The 14193-nt window shown below is 71.5% G+C and carries 11 protein-coding genes, 1 other RNA gene and 1 pseudogene; 3 read left to right on the top strand and 10 right to left on the bottom strand.

What is annotated here, in order from left to right; translation table 11 throughout:
- Positions 1-27: 27 nt before the first annotated feature.
- Positions 28-1413, bottom strand: a complete 1386-nt coding sequence (locus ABZ822_RS08600) for a nitrate/nitrite transporter (protein ID WP_360849018.1) — start codon at positions 1411-1413, stop codon at positions 28-30.
- A 231-nt stretch (positions 1414-1644) separates the two neighbouring features.
- On the opposite strand from ABZ822_RS08600, the gene ABZ822_RS08595 reads away from it, so the two are divergent.
- Positions 1645-2841 (top strand): MFS transporter, encoded by a 1197-nt coding sequence (locus ABZ822_RS08595; RefSeq protein WP_360849015.1) that lies wholly within the window; start codon positions 1645-1647, stop codon positions 2839-2841.
- Positions 2842-2933: 92 nt separating this feature from the next.
- Here the strand turns inward: ABZ822_RS08595 and ssrA are convergent.
- The 5 genes from ssrA to ftsE form a co-directional block, all read right to left on the bottom strand.
- Positions 2934-3303, bottom strand: a transfer-messenger RNA (tmRNA) gene (ssrA, locus tag ABZ822_RS08590).
- A 237-nt stretch (positions 3304-3540) separates the two neighbouring features.
- Entirely contained in the window at positions 3541-4020 is a 480-nt protein-coding gene (gene smpB, locus ABZ822_RS08585) for an SsrA-binding protein SmpB (RefSeq protein ID WP_360849012.1), read from the bottom strand.
- 18 nt (positions 4021-4038) lie between these two features.
- A complete protein-coding gene (locus tag ABZ822_RS08580) occupies positions 4039-5235 on the bottom strand; it encodes a S41 family peptidase (protein WP_360849010.1) in 1197 nt (398 codons plus the stop codon).
- Between the two features lie 68 nt (positions 5236-5303).
- Entirely contained in the window at positions 5304-6221 is a 918-nt protein-coding gene (gene ftsX / locus ABZ822_RS08575; RefSeq protein WP_360849007.1) for a permease-like cell division protein FtsX, read from the bottom strand.
- Positions 6222-6263: 42 nt separating this feature from the next.
- Positions 6264-6953: a cell division ATP-binding protein FtsE gene (ftsE, locus tag ABZ822_RS08570; protein ID WP_360849004.1), complete on the bottom strand. Its 690-nt coding sequence runs from the start codon at positions 6951-6953 to the stop codon at positions 6264-6266.
- 285 nt (positions 6954-7238) lie between these two features.
- Between ftsE and ABZ822_RS08565 the strand changes: the two genes are divergently transcribed.
- Positions 7239-7439 (top strand): hypothetical protein, encoded by a 201-nt coding sequence (locus ABZ822_RS08565; protein ID WP_360849001.1) that lies wholly within the window; start codon positions 7239-7241, stop codon positions 7437-7439.
- A gap of 41 nt (positions 7440-7480) precedes the next feature.
- Here ABZ822_RS08565 and ABZ822_RS08560 read toward each other — a convergent pair.
- Positions 7481-8014, bottom strand: a pseudogene (locus ABZ822_RS08560) (hypothetical protein); the annotation flags it as partial.
- Between the two features lie 654 nt (positions 8015-8668).
- Positions 8669-9775, bottom strand: coding sequence for a peptide chain release factor 2 (prfB, locus tag ABZ822_RS08555; protein WP_360848998.1), 1107 nt, complete (start codon positions 9773-9775; stop codon positions 8669-8671).
- Positions 9776-9889: 114 nt separating this feature from the next.
- Here prfB and ABZ822_RS08550 point away from each other — a divergent pair, with 114 nt between their 5' ends.
- Complete coding sequence (locus tag ABZ822_RS08550) at positions 9890-10087, top strand: hypothetical protein (RefSeq protein WP_360848995.1); 198 nt, start codon at positions 9890-9892, stop codon at positions 10085-10087.
- Between the two features lie 282 nt (positions 10088-10369).
- Here the strand turns inward: ABZ822_RS08550 and ABZ822_RS08545 are convergent, their stop codons facing one another.
- Complete coding sequence (locus ABZ822_RS08545) at positions 10370-11638, bottom strand: serine/threonine-protein kinase (protein WP_360848992.1); 1269 nt, start codon at positions 11636-11638, stop codon at positions 10370-10372.
- Positions 11639-12068: 430 nt separating this feature from the next.
- The gene (locus ABZ822_RS08540; RefSeq protein ID WP_360848989.1) at positions 12069-13772 is read right to left on the bottom strand and encodes a serine/threonine-protein kinase; all 1704 of its coding nucleotides are present in this window, start codon (positions 13770-13772) and stop codon (positions 12069-12071) included.
- Between the last annotated feature and the right edge of the window lie 421 nt (positions 13773-14193).

Below are 14193 nucleotides of genomic sequence, written 5' to 3'. Positions count from 1 at the left end.
CCCGCGATCATTGCCGCGCGTCCGCGATCAGACCTCGGCGTAGACGGGGGCGGGCCGCTCGGCCGCCGGCTCCCGGCCCGCCCGCCCCGCGCGCGGCGTCGCGGTCCGCAGGTATACGGCCCAGGTGACCGCGGAGCAGGCCGCGTAGAAGGCCAGGAAGGCGACGAAGGCCGCCGTGCCCGTGCCCGCGGTCAGGAAGGACTGGCGGAAGGCGAGGTTGATGCCCAGCCCGCCGATCGCCCCGACCGCCCCGATCAGGCCCATCGCGGCGCCGGACAGCCGGCGGCCGTACGCCGCGGCCTCCTCGCCGCCCATCCCGCGGGCGACCGCCTTCGCCTGGAAGATCCCGGGGATCATCTTGTACGTGGAGCCGTTGCCCAGCCCCGACAGGACGAACAGGGCGATGAAGCCGACGAGGAAGACCGCCAGGGACTTCTGCACGGACGCGGCGAGCACCACCCCGGCGGCCACCGCCATGGCCGCGAAGTTCCACAGCGTGATGCGGGCCCCGCCGAAGCGGTCCGCGAGCGAGCCGCCGACGGGCCGGATCAGCGAGCCCAGCAGCGGGCCGATGAAGGTCAGTGACGCGGCCTGCAGGGGCGTACGGCCGAACTGGGTCTGCAGCACCAGGCCGAAGGCGAAGCTGTAGCCGATGAACGACCCGAACGTGCCGACGTAGAGGAAGGCCATGATCCAGGTGTGCGCGTCCTTCGCGGCCTCCTTGGCGGCGCCGGTGTCGTTCCGTACGGGGGCGAGGTTGTCCATGAACAGCGCGGCGCACACCGCCGAGAGAACGACCAGCGGGATGTAGACGCCCAGCACGATCCGCGGGTGCGCGGCGCCCGCGGTACCGATGACCAGCAGCCCGGCGAGCTGCACCACGGGGACGCCGATGTTGCCGCCGCCCGCGTTCAGGCCCAGCGCCCAGCCCTTCTTCCGCAGCGGGAAGAAGGCGTTGATGTTGGTCATGGAGGAGGCGAAGTTGCCGCCGCCGACCCCGGTGGCCACGGCGACGAGCAGATACGTCCCGTACGAGGTGCCCGGCTCCATCACGACCGCCGCGGCGACCGTGGGCAACAGCAGCATCGCCGCGCTGAACACCGTCCAGTTGCGGCCGCCGAAGCGGGCGACGGCGAACGTGTACGGGACCCGGACGATCCCGCCGACCAGAGTGGCCACGGCGATGAGGAAGAACTTCCCGGCCGGGTCGATGCCGTACTCGGGGCCCATGAAGAGCACCATCACCGACCACAGCGACCACACCGAGAAGCCGATGTGCTCGGAGAGGACCGAGAACAGCAGGTTGCGGCGGGCGACCTTCTCACCGGTCTCCCGCCAGAACGTCTCGTCCTCCGGGTCCCACTGCTCGATCCAGCGGCCTCCCGTACGGGATGCGGTCGTCGGGGCAGTCATCGCGCCTCCAGAGGTGTCGGGCCGAGACCGGAGCGAGCCTCGTGCGGCCGACGCTAGAGACACCGGGTTTCCGTTCCGTGGCGCCAGGTGACGCGGACGAAACCGTGCACTCACGGGCGCGGGGCGCGGTCTGTGAGAGACGAGGGCTCGACCCCGCGGTCGCTGGGCACCTTCCGTTGGCTGCGGGAAAACCGCTGGCCCGGTGCAGTCGCCGACCACCAGGGTGATCACGTGATCCGCTTCCTGGCCCCGTACACCCGTGTCCTCGCCCCGCCCGGCGCCCTCGCCTTCACCCTCGCCGGGTTCCTCGCGCGCCTGCCCGTCTCGATGCTCGGCGTGAGCAACGTGGTGATGATCGCCGAGGTGCGGGACTCGTACACGCTGGCCGGTGCGGTCTCCGCAACCGGGATCGCCGTCACGGCCGTCACGGCACCGCTGCTGGGGAGACTCGTCGACCGGCACGGGCAGGCGCGGGTGGCCGTCCCGGCGGTCGCGCTGTTCGCGGCGGGCGCGGCGGCGATGCTGCTGTGCATACGCCTCGGCGCCCCCGACTGGGCGTTGTTCCTGGCGTGCGCGGGCTCCTCGGGAGTACCGAGCGCCGGAGCGATGACCCGGGCCCGGTGGGCCGAACTCCACCGGGACAGTGAGGAGTTGCGGCACTCCGCCAACTCGCTCGAGCAGGTCGTCGACGAGATCTGCTTCATGCTCGGACCGGTGCTGGCCCTGCTGCTGTGCACGCTGGTCTCCCCCGCGACCGGGCTGCTCACCGCGGCCGTGCTCCTCACCACCGGCACGCTGCTCTTCGCCGCCCAGCGCTCCACCGAGCCCGGGGTACGACCCCGGTCCGGGGGCCGCACCACCGCGGCCCTGCGCATCCCGGGGCTGCCGGTCGTCCTGACCACCTTCCTCGCGACGGGCGCGCTCTTCGGCTCCATGGAGGTCGCGACGGTCGCCACCGTGGACGCGCTCGGCGGCGGACCGGCGAGCAGCGTCGTCCTGGCGCTCCAGGCCGCGGGCTCCTGCGTGGCCGGTCTCGTCTTCGGGGCCCTGCCGCTGCGGGGAGCCCCGGCGAGCCGCTTCACGGTGGGGGTGGCGGCCATGGCTCTGGCCGTCGTGCCGCTGACGGCGGCCGACAGCCTGACCGCGCTGTCCGTACTCCTCTTCCTGGCGGGCATGGCCACGGCCCCGACCATGGTCACGGGCATGTCCCTCGTACAGGCGCTGGTCCCGGCGGGCAGGCTCAACGAGGGGATGACGACCGTCTACACCGGGCTGCTCGTCGGGATCTCGGCGGGCGCGGCAGCAGCGGGGCGCACCGTGGAGCACGCGGGCGTGGGCGCGGCCTACTGGCCCGCGGTCGCCGCCGGCGCCCTGGCTTTCCTGCTGGCACTCGCGGGCTCCCCGCGCCTTCGCCCGGCGGCCGCATGAGCCGGAGCGCCGGGAGGGGGCCGGGGAGCCGGGAGCCTGCTGACACAACGAGAACGGCCCCGCCGTGGCGGGGCCGTTCTCGTACATGGGATGAGTGGAGATGGCGGGAATCGAACCCGCGTCCAACGGTGCGGAAACAGGGCTTCTCCGAGCGCAGTCTGCTGTGCTTTTCTCAGCCCCGGCAGTCACGCAGACAAGCTGCCGACGGGCTCAGCCACTGTTTGTTTTCCCACTGACCCCCGTGGCCGGGCTCAGTGGTTGAGTTCCCTAGCTGATGCCAGGATCCGGGTCGGGAACACCCCCGGGCTGACACTTCGCAAGTCGCTACTTAGGCAGCGAGGGCGAAGGAATCGCGCTTGGTATTGGCGATTATTTTTTGCGACATATGGTTTACGAGATCATTGCCGCTTCCTCGGCTCGCTTCCCCTGCCTCGACATCCGCTGTCGAAACCGATCATCCCCATGTGGTGTTTTCAAGGTGCGCACCCCGTGAGGTGCACGTGCCATCGTACGCGATCAACAGGGACCCCTGCCAACCTGTTCCCGGCGTCCCGGGCGCCGTCAGGGCCTCAAGGCCCGGCCGCGGGCCCCGGGACGCAGGCCCGGCCGCACGGCCCCCGGCCGACCTCCTGGGCACCTCTGCCGCCCTTCCGGCCCGCACGGCCACCGGGCATCACGACCGGACGGTGACCGCGGCCGTCAGGCCCGCTGCCGGCGCCGGGCCGCCGAGATCGCGCGATCGGCCTCGCGGCGGTCCTGCTTCTCCCGCAGCGTCTGCCGCTTGTCGTACTCCCGCTTGCCCTTCGCGAGGGCGACCTCGACCTTGGCCCGGCCGTCCTTGAAGTACAGGGCCAGCGGGACGAGCGTGTGCCCACTCTCCTGCGTCTTGCCGATCAGCTTGTCGATCTCGGCCCGGTGCAGCAGCAGCTTCCGCTTGCGCCGTGCGGAGTGATTGGTCCACGTCCCCTGGCTGTACTCGGGGATGTGGACGTTGTGCAGCCACGCCTCGCCACCGTCGAGCTGCGCGAAGCCGTCCGCCAGCGACGCGCGGCCCTGGCGCAGCGACTTCACCTCGGTGCCGGTCAGCACCAGACCGCACTCGTAGGTGTCCAGGATGAGGTAATCGTGTCGCGCCTTCTTGTTCTGCGCGATCAGCTTGCGACCCGTCTCTTTAGCCATAGCGAGGTCATTCTCGCACTACGCACCGCCACCGAGGCCACTCAATACTCTGCGGGCCCGCTCCTCGGCGCCCTGCCGTACCTCGAGGTCGGGAGCGATGCCGGCGCCGTCCACGCCACGCCCCGCGGGCGTCCTGTAGTGGCCCACGGTCAGCTCGGCCACCGAGCCGTCGGGGAGTTCGCTGGGCATCTGGACCGAGCCCTTGCCGAAGGTCCGGGAGCCGACCACCACGGCTCTGCCGCGGTCCTGAAGGGCCCCGGTCAGCAGCTCGGCCGCGCTCATGGTGCCGCCGTCGACGAGGACGACGAGGGGGCTGCGGTGGTCGCCGCCGCTCTTCGCGTGGAGCGCGCGCTGCTCGCCGCGCACGTCGTACGTGGCGACCAGGCCGCCGTCGAGGAAGGCGGAGGCGGCCGTGACGGCCTCGGTGACCAGGCCGCCGGAGTTGCCGCGCAGATCGAGCAGGATGCCGTCGCCCTCGGGGACCTTCCGCACCGCGCGCCGCACCGCGTCGCCGGTGCCCTTCGCGAAGGACGCGACCTTGATGTGGGTGGCGCGGTCGGCGGCGGTCCGCTCGGTGGTGACGGTCTCCGCGTGGAGCTTGGCGCGGCGCAGTTTCTCGTCCCAGGCCCTGCCGCTGCGCTCCAGGCCGAGCCGGACCGGGGTGCCGGCGCCCGCCGGGCGGCCTTCGCGCGCCTGCCCGGGGGCGGCGCCGCGCAGCCGGGAGACGACGTCGGTGACGGGCTCACCGGTCATCCGCAGGCCGTCGATGGTGCGGAGCCGGTCGCCCGGCGCGATGCCGGCGCGTTCGGCGGGGCTGCCGGGCTGGACGCGGTCGACCTCGATCCTGCCGCCCTGGCGGCAGCGGACCCACAGGCCGACGCCGACGTATTCGCCGTCCAGGGCGAGCTGGACGCCTTCGTACTCGCCCGCGCTGTAGACGGCGCTCCAGCGGTCGCCGCTGCGGCTGACCACCTCTTCCGCGGCCTCCGAGCCGGACTTGCCCTCGGCCATGGCTGCCGCCGCGGCCTCGGCCACCTCGCTGCGCCGGTCCGCGGCAGCGGCCGAACGGGTGCCCGCACCTGCGGAGTTGGCGGTCCCGGCGCCGAAGGAACCGGCAGCCGCGGCACCGCCCGCGACCACGGTCGCGAAGACGAATGTCAGGGCCGCCCCTCGGCGAATGCTGCGGGGGCGGACGAACATCGACGGTCCCGACATGCCGGTGAGTCTAGGACAACGCCACGGCGCCGTACGGCAGGTTGACCGTACGGCGCACGGGGCATACGTCACACCTTGAGGTACTTGCGGAGCGCGAAGAAGGCGGCAAGCGCCGGCATGAGCAGGCCGATCGCGAGCACCAGCGGCAGCACGGAGAGCACCGCGTCCCAGCCGATGAAATTGATCAACTGCATCTTCTCGGACAGAGCCAGTCCGTGGTCGATCAGGAAATAGCGCCCGCCGAGCAACATGAGACAGGCGCCGAACGCACCGAGCAGACCGGCGAACGCCGCCTCCATGATGAACGGCATCTGGATGTAGAAGCTGGACGCGCCGACCAGCCGCATGATCCCGGTCTCACGGCGACGGCTGAACGCCGAGACCCGCACCGTGTTGACGATCAGCATCAGCGCGACCACCAGCATGAGCGCCATCACGCCCAGCGCCGCGTAGTTCATGCCGTTGAGGAGGTTGAAGAGATTCTCCAGCAGGCCCTTCTGGTCCTGGACCTCCTGCACGCCGGGACGGCTGGAGAAGGCGCTGGTGATGACCTCGAACTTCTCCGGGTCCTTGAGCTTGATCCGGAAGGACTCCTGCATCTGGTCCGGCGTCAGGGAGTCGGCGAGCGGGGAGTCGCCGAACTGCTCCTTGTAGTGCGTGTACGCCTCGTCCGCCGTCTCGAACTGCACCTGGTCGACGATCGGCATCTTGTCGAGATCCGTCTTGATCTCGTCCTTCTGGTCCGCCGTCACGGCGCCCTTGGCGCAGTTGGGGTCGCTCTCCGCGTCGTTCTTGTTGCACAGGAAGACGGAGACGTTGACCTTGTCGTACCAGTAGCCCTTCATCGTGTTGACCTGTTCCCGCATCAGCAGGGAACCCCCGAACAGGGCCAACGACAGGGCGACGGAGACGATGACCGCGAAGGTCATCGTGAGATTGCGACGGAGACCGACGCTGATCTCCGACAGGACGAACTGGGCGCGCATGATGTCCTTTCAGGGTGCGGGGCAGCGGCTACGGGTGGTCACTCAGTGCTGGTAGCCGTACACACCGCGCGACTGGTCGCGCACCAGTCGGCCCTTTTCGAGCTCGATGACGCGCTTGCGCATCTGGTCGACGATCTGCTGGTCGTGGGTCGCCATCACCACGGTCGTGCCGGTCCGGTTGATCCGGTCCAGCAGCTTCATGATGCCGACGGAGGTCTGGGGGTCGAGGTTGCCGGTCGGCTCGTCCGCGATCAGCAGCATGGGCCGGTTGACGAAAGCCCGCGCGATGGCCACGCGCTGCTGCTCACCACCGGACAGCTCACCGGGCATGCGGTCGTCCTTGCCGCCGAGTCCGACGAGGTCGAGGACCTCGGGGACGGTCTTGCGGATCTGACCGCGCGGCTTGCCGATCACTTCGAGGGCGAAGGCGACGTTCTCGCCGACCGTCTTGTTGGGGAGCAGCCGGAAGTCCTGGAAGACCGTTCCCAACTGGCGGCGCATCTGGGGCACCTTCCAGTTGGAGAGCTTGCCCAGGTCCTTGCCCAGCACATGCACCGCGCCGTGGCTGGCCCGCTCCTCGCGCAGCAGCAGCCGCAGGAAGGTGGACTTGCCCGACCCCGAGGAGCCGACGAGGAAGACGAACTCCCCCCTCTCGACTTCGAGCGAGACGTCCCGCAGGGCGGGGCGCGTCTGCTTGGGGTAGGTCTTGGAGACGTTGTCGAATCGGATCACGGATGCACCAGGGTCGACCTGTAAGGGAGTGCGGGACGCCCGGAGCCCGGGATCCCGCCAGTGAGCGTGACCATACGCGAACCGGGAGGGACCGCGCAGTTGTCGGTCCGGGTTGAGCGTTTATTCACGGCACCATCAGGTACAAACCAGGCATTGGTGTCCGGGGCCCGATGCGCGGCCGGCAGCCGGGACGAGCCGAATCGTACGGAAGCTGGCACAGTGGTAGGGGGAGAGCGGAACCGAACACCCTCCCCCCGCGTTGGCCACGGTAGAGGAGGAGATCGCATGACATGCGACCGTCTGGTGTGCGCCAACTGTGCTGCCCCGGTGAGCGAGGGCCGCTGCCCGGTCTGCCGGGCCAGCAGGGAGCGGCTCCACCAGGAAGGCGGCCTGGCCGGGCTGCTCTCCGGGCTCTCCCCTGTGGCACTCCTGGCCCTGCTGATCGTTCTGGCCGCCGTGGCCGTACTGGCTCACCAAGCGGCGTAGTCGCCGCCTCCACGGCCCGCGCACGCCCCGCCCCCGTCTGATCACGCTTCGCGTACGCGCCGGACCCCCAGGGTCTTGCCGGAGCCCCCCCCAGGGTCTTGATGGCCCGCGTGCAGGGCCCGTACCCCCCGCACCACCTCCATACCGCCGAGAATCCCGCTGAGCCCCTGCAGGCGCATGCACGAGGACCCCGGAGCGCATGACGCTCCGGGGCCCTTTCGCTCACTCAGCGTGAGGGGTGCGGCAGCCGTCAGGCGGCCGCGCCACCGCCACGGTTGATCAGGCGGGGCATCAGGCGGAAGCCGATGCCACCGGCGATCATCGTCGCGGCACCGACCAGCAGGAACGCGGTCTCGGAGGCACCGGTCTCGGCCAGCTCCTCCTTGGACTCGCCCTGCTGGACCGGGGTGGAACCGGCGGCGTCGGTGTCGGTCTCGCTGCCCGTGCCGGTCTCGCCGTCGGGGCCCGGGTTGTTGCCACCCGTGCCGTCGGTGGGCTCGTCCGTGGGCTCGGTCGGCTCGTCCGTGGGCTCCGTCGGCTCGTCCGTGGGCTCGGTCGGCTCGTCCGTGGGCTCCGTCGGCTCGTCGGTCGGCTCGGTCGGCTCGTCCGTGGGCTCCGTCGGCTCGTCCGTGGGCTCGGTCGGGATGTCCGTCGGCTCACCCGTGGGCGGCGTCGGGATGTCCGTGGGGTCCCCGGTCGGGTCGTCGTCGCCGACGCCGACACCCACGCCGACGCCGTTCTTGCCCGCGTTCGCCTTGACGCCGACGCCACCGACCTCGACGTCGACGCCCACGGCCTGAGCGGCGCCGGCGGCGGTCAGCGACGCACCGGCGGCGATCACCGCGCCGGCGGCTATCCGCGCAACCCGCAGCCGCATCTTCTTCGTCATCTGCCTGCTACCCCCAGTAGCTGTTCTCGTGTGGTGAGCAGCCATGCTCCGAGCGGCGGCCACATGGGGGGAGTTCGCACTACCGGGACTTCATGTCCCGCCCCGCCCCACCCCGTTCGCGCGCATCTCCAGTCATGGGCATGCTGCGCTTCAGCTTTCCCACAATTCACAGCAGCGTCAAGGTCATTGCGCACGATATGTCCGAGTTGTGCACCCTTGACCGGGGGTTGAACAAAAGACTGTGACGAATTTTGCAAAGGACAAGGCAACTACCGCTCACTTCAACGGAGTTACCTTGTCCGAGCTTGTCCGTAATCCCACGCGATGGGCTTGATGGGCTTTACTTCTCCTGCTGCTTGCGCCAGCGGATGCCCGCCTCGAGGAAACCGTCGATGTCGCCGTCGAGCACCGCGTCCGGATTTCCCACCTCGTGCTCCGTCCGCAGGTCCTTGACCATCTGGTACGGGTGCAGGACGTACGAACGCATCTGGTTTCCCCAGGAGTTGCCGCCGTCGCCCTTGAGCGCGTCCATCTTCGCCTGCTCCTCCTGGCGGCGCCGCTCGAGCAGCTTCGCCTGGAGGACGTTCATCGCGGTCGCCTTGTTCTGGATCTGCGAGCGCTCGTTCTGACAGGAGACGACGATGCCGGTCGGGATGTGCGTGATGCGCACCGCCGAGTCCGTCGTGTTCACGCCCTGGCCGCCGGGGCCGGAGGAGCGGTAGACGTCGATCCGCAGCTCGGACTCGTCGATCTCCACGTGGTCGCTCTGCTCGACGACCGGCAGCACCTCGACGCCCGCGAACGACGTCTGGCGGCGGCCCTGGTTGTCGAACGGCGAGATACGGACCAGCCGGTGGGTGCCCTGCTCGACGGAGAGCGTGCCGTAGGCGTACGGGGCCTGGACGGCGAAGGTGGTCGACTTGATGCCGGCCTCCTCCGCGTACGAGGTCTCGTAGACGTCCGTCTTGTAGCCGTGCCGCTCAGCCCAGCGCAGATACATCCGCTGCAGCCGCTCGGCGAAGTCGGCGGCGTCCACACCGCCCGCCTCCGCGCGGATGTTGACCACGGCCTCGCGGGCGTCGTACTCACCGGAGAGGAGCGTACGGACCTCCATCTCCTCCACGGCCTTGCGGACCGCGGTCAGCTCGGACTCCGCCTCGGCGCGGGCGTCCTCGTCGCCCTCCGCATCGGCGAGCTCGAACAGCACCTCGAGATCGTCGATACGGCTGCGCAGTTCCTCGGCACGCCGCAGATGCCCCTGGAGATAGGACAGCTTGCTCGTGACCTTCTGGGCGTTCTCCGGATCGTCCCAGAGGGAGGGGACCGCCGCCTGCTCCTCGAGTTCGGCGACATCGGCCCTCATCTTGTCGAGGTCCAGGACGGCCTCGATCGACCCCATGGTCGAGGAGAGGGACTTCAGCTCTTCGGATACATCGACGACTGCCACGGGTCCAGCGTAACGGCTGCGCGCGGCCGCCCCGGACGTGCCGCACAATGGGGGCACAGGGAGCACCGACTCCCCCGGCAGGACCCGAGGTCATCCGAGACGAGGAGGGTCGCCGTGACGGAAAAGAACGAGGACGAGCAGCCGATCGCAGGCAAGCGCCCGCTCCAGCTCCGCACCGGTTGCGAGACAGCGATCGACGCGGAAGACCTGGTGCGGGTCTCCGGACGCGATGTGACGCCCGAGCGGCTCGCATGGGCCGAGCGCCTGCTGAAGGAGAAGGGCCCGGCCGCGGCCGAACGCTACCTCCCCTGAGGACTCCCCTGACCCCGGGCCTCCTGGCCCGTCCTGAAGCCCGGGCGTCCAGCCCCCTCCCCCGCCCTCCGGACCCTCCGCGGCCGGCCGAGCCGTCCCCGAACCGGCAGCCGGCTCCGAGGGCTGCGCGGACACGGTTGCGCGGTCCCGGTCGCACGGTGCTTGAAAATCGTACGGACATCAGGGCGGTCCCGTACGCACCCCAGGACCCTGCGGGTCTCACGGACGTCCGGCCGTCACGGCAGTCACGGCGGTGCCGTCAGGGCAGCCCCGCCTGTGCTGTCACGGCTGGGAGGACGCCCCGTCGGACTGGCCGTCCGACTGCTCGACGCCGGGGCTGCTCCCGTCCCCCTCGTCACCGCCTGCCGCCAGCCATCCCCCGATCCCCACCACGGCCGCCAGGGCCACCCCCGCGACGCCCAGCTTGATCCTGCGGCGCCGCACGGCCTCGGAGGCGGCGCGGTGGCGGGCGGAACCGGGCCGGTGACCGCCGGCTGGGCGCGGCACGCGGGCCGTGCCCCGGGCGCCGCCGGCCAGCTCGTCCGGCGCCGGGACGCGCATGCTCGTGTGGGTGTCCCGGCCCGAGTCGGGCACCGAGCCGTGCACCAGCGGCACGGCGCCGCGGCGGGGAGCGGCGGGGGCGGCCCCGTACGGCTGCTCCTCGTACGGGTCCGGATCCTCCTCCTCGTGCTCCGCTCCGGGCCCGTCCACGTCCAGGGGCGGCATGCCCGCGAGGTCGGGCAGCAGCTCGCGCAGCCGGCCCGCCAGCTCGGCCGCCCGCAGCCGGGACGCGGGCGACTTGGCCAGGCACTGGACGAGGAGCTGCCACAGCTCGTCGGGGATGCCGGGGAGCGGGGCCACGGTCTCGGTGACGTGGCGGCGGAGGATGGCGCCAGGGTGGCCGCCGCCGAAGGGCGTGAAGCCCGCCATCAGCTCGTAGAGGACGGTCGCGAGGGCGTAGATGTCGACGGCGGCGCGGGGCGGCAGGCCCTCGACGATCTCCGGGGCGAGGTAGTCGGGCGTTCCGATGATCTTCGTCGCCCGGGAGCGGCTGGGGGCGTCGACGAGGCGGGCGATGCCGAAGTCGGTCAGCAGGGCGGGGTGGGCTCCGCCGGGGCCGAGGGCGCCCTGCATGTCCAGCAGGACGTTCTCCGGCTTGACGTCGCGGTGGACGATTCCGGCGGCGTGCGCGGCGGCCAGGCCGTCGGCGACGTCCGCGGCGATCGCGACGGCGGCCTCGGGCGCGAGGCGGCGCTCACGGTCGAGACGGGTGCGCAGATCGGTACCGCGGACGAGGTCCATGACGAGCGCGAGGTCGTTGCCGTCCACGACGAGGTCGCGGACAGCGACCACCTGCGGATGCGAGAGCCCGAGCAGGGCCGTCCGCTCCTGGACGAACCGTCCGACCAGCTCCTGGTCGGACGCCAGGTCCTCGCGCAACAGCTTGATGGCGACGGGGCCTTCGGGCCCTTCGCCGAGCCAGACCGTGCCGACGGACCCGCGTCCCAGGACCTGATGGGCGGTGAACCGGCTGCCGATGTTCCGTGCCAAGACTGCTCCGACGTGTCGTGCCCCCAGCGCTGCCAGGGGCCTCCAGGGGCTGGCGTTGCCGACAAAACTACGCCCCGAGCGACGCCGACCGTCACTTCTGCGGGGGAAATCCCCCGTCAGAAGTCGACAAATCCCCAGACTGGCATGGGTTTTCGGGTCCTGCGGGGGCGGGAGCGGGGAATTGGGGACCGGGAATTGGGGGGAGTTGGGAACGGATGCTCGACCGCCCGGGATGTCAGGCACCGGCGGCCGGGCGCCGGACCGGAGAGGGCATGACGCGAACGGCCCGGGGGGCCTGCGCGCGGGTGCGCGACAAGTCCTCCGGGCCGTACGGGTGTTGATTCCGCGCCACCGCGGGTGCGGCTGGTGCGCGCGGCGGGTGGGCGCTACCGGCAGGGGCCAGGCGTCTCCGCTCGGTGCCCGCCGGCGGCTACTGGCCGGTGCCCGAACCGCTGCCGGTCGAGTCGCCGATCTTGGAGATCCAGTCCGAGACGTCGCTCGCCCAGTCGGACATCTGGTCCCAGAAGCTCTTGCCGTCGGCGATCCAGCCCTGCACCGGCGTCAGCTCCCAGATGAGCCAGGCGGCCACGATCAGTATCACGATCGAGAACAGACAGCCCTTGAGACAGCCCAGCCCCGGGATCCGCATGGGATTGGCGCTGCGGCGGCGCGGTTCACGGCGCGGCGCCGGCTCGGGCGGGGGCGGCGGCGCGTAGCGCTGCGGCGGGCGTTCGGCCTGCCGGCGCCGGGGCCGCTGCTGGGGCGGCGGAGCCTGCGGCTCGGCGTAGCCGTAGCCGCCCTGGGGCCCGTACTGCTGCTGCCCGTACGGCGGTTGGGGCGCGGGGGCCTGGCGCTGCGGGCGGCGGCGCAGCGGGTCCTGGCTCGGGTCCAGGTACTGGACCTGGGTCTGCTCGTTGCGGTCGCGGGCCGCGCGGAGCTGGTTCTGCCACGGGTGATTTCCGTCACCCTGCGGCGGGGAGCCGGGCACGGGCGGCATGGCGCGCGTCGCGTCGGCGTCGGGGCCTCCGCCAGGCCCGCTGCCGTGCTGCATGACCTGGGTGGGGTCGGCGTTCGGGCCGCCGCCCTGCGGCGCCCCGGTCGAGGGCATCACGCTCGTCGCGGCGTTCGGGTCGTAGGAACCGGCGCCGGACGGGAGGACCTGGGTCGGGTCGCCGTTCCCCGCGAGCCCTGCGGCCGCGCCGGTGTCCGGTACGGGTGCGGGTGCCGGGTCCGGGGCGAGCAGCGCCGCGACGCCGAGGGCCGCCTCGGCCTGCGCGGCCGAGGCGTGGACGCCGATGCCCGGGGCGACGACGCGGAGGGCGCGGCCGAGGTTCTCGGCGCTGGGGCGCTCGTCCGGGTTCTTGCGGAGACAGCGCTCCATGACCGTCCAGAGCGGCTCGGGGACGGTCGTGGGGCGGCGGGGCTCCTCGCTGAGGTGCCGGTGCAGGACCTCAAGGGCCGTGGCCCCGGCGAACGGCGGACGGCCGGTGACCAGCTCGTACATCAGGATGCCCGCGCCGTAGACGTCGACGGCCGAGGTCTGCGGACGGCCCTCGGCGGACTCGGGCGCGACGTACGCGGGCGTGCCCACGAACTCCTGCGTCCGCGTCAGCCCCGGGGAGTCGGCCAGCCGGGCGATGCCGAAGTCGGTCAGCATCGGGTGCAGCTCGTCGTTCGCACCCGCGAGCAGGACGTTGGCGGGCTTCAGGTCTCGGTGCACGACGCCGTCGGCGTGGCTGGCGGCGAGGGCGTCCGCGATCTGGGCCGTGAGGAGCGCGGCGGCGACCGGTGTGAACGGGCCGTTCTCCCGCAGATGGCGGTGCAGGTCCGGTCCTTCGACCAGGTCCATGACCAGGGCGAGGAGGTCGCCCTCCACGACGAGGTCGCGGGTCCGCACGATGTTCGGGTGGGTGAGCCGCAGGAGGACGGACCGCTCGCGCAGGAAGCGCATCACGACGTCCGGGTCGCTCGCCAGCTCCTCCTTGAGGACCTTGATCGCGACGGTCTCGCCCGGCTGCCCCTGCACGGCCGCCTCGGCGCCCGCGGCTTCGCGCTGGCGAGCCCGCCACACGGTGCCCGTGGCTCCTCGTCCGAGCGGCTCCTCGAGGAGGTACTTGCTGCCTACCGGCCGCACGTCATGCGCTCCCTGATCGTGGTCCTGGTGTTCCTGGGCCGCCGGAAGGACGCGGACCCGTCCGACCCACTGTAGTGCGCACGCTCGGGGACCACCGGGTCGACGGCCGATCGCGGACCACCCCGCGGCTCGTGGGGAAGACGCTCGCAACGGGCGGATGGTTGCGGGGCGGGCACCGGATCCCGGTCGGAGTGGACCACGGGGAGGGATCCGCCGGGGGTCTCCTGGGGCCTCCTGGAGCTTCCCCTACGGGCATACGCCCTGGGGAGCGGATGTCCGTAGGGGAACGGCAGTTGTGACCCGCGCCTCATTCCCGCCGGTAACACCGGCACAGCCCCGGGCCGCCCGCGGCGTACCGGGATCCGGTCACGCCGCGGCCCACGGACGGCCCGTCGCCAACCCTGCTTTCCCGGTGTTTTCC

The organism is Streptomyces sp. NPDC047108 (genome assembly GCF_040643575.1).
Taxonomy (GTDB): domain Bacteria; phylum Actinomycetota; class Actinomycetes; order Streptomycetales; family Streptomycetaceae; genus Streptomyces.
The sequence above is the reverse complement of the archived record's forward strand: the minus strand, read 5'-3'. Positions and strand labels throughout refer to the sequence as shown.

What these genes read in the sequence shown, in the direction of transcription:
- ABZ822_RS08580 (WP_360849010.1), bottom strand. Translation starts at nt 5,235, where the DNA reads ATGTCGGGACCGTCGATGTTCGTCCGCCCCCGCAGCATTCGCCGAGGG.
- ABZ822_RS08600 (WP_360849018.1), bottom strand. Translation starts at nt 1,413, where the DNA reads ATGACTGCCCCGACGACCGCATCCCGTACGGGAGGCCGCTGGATCGAG.
- ftsX (WP_360849007.1), bottom strand. Translation starts at nt 6,221, where the DNA reads ATGCGCGCCCAGTTCGTCCTGTCGGAGATCAGCGTCGGTCTCCGTCGC.
- ABZ822_RS08565 (WP_360849001.1), top strand. Translation starts at nt 7,239, where the DNA reads ATGACATGCGACCGTCTGGTGTGCGCCAACTGTGCTGCCCCGGTGAGC.
- smpB (WP_360849012.1), bottom strand. Translation starts at nt 4,020, where the DNA reads ATGGCTAAAGAGACGGGTCGCAAGCTGATCGCGCAGAACAAGAAGGCG.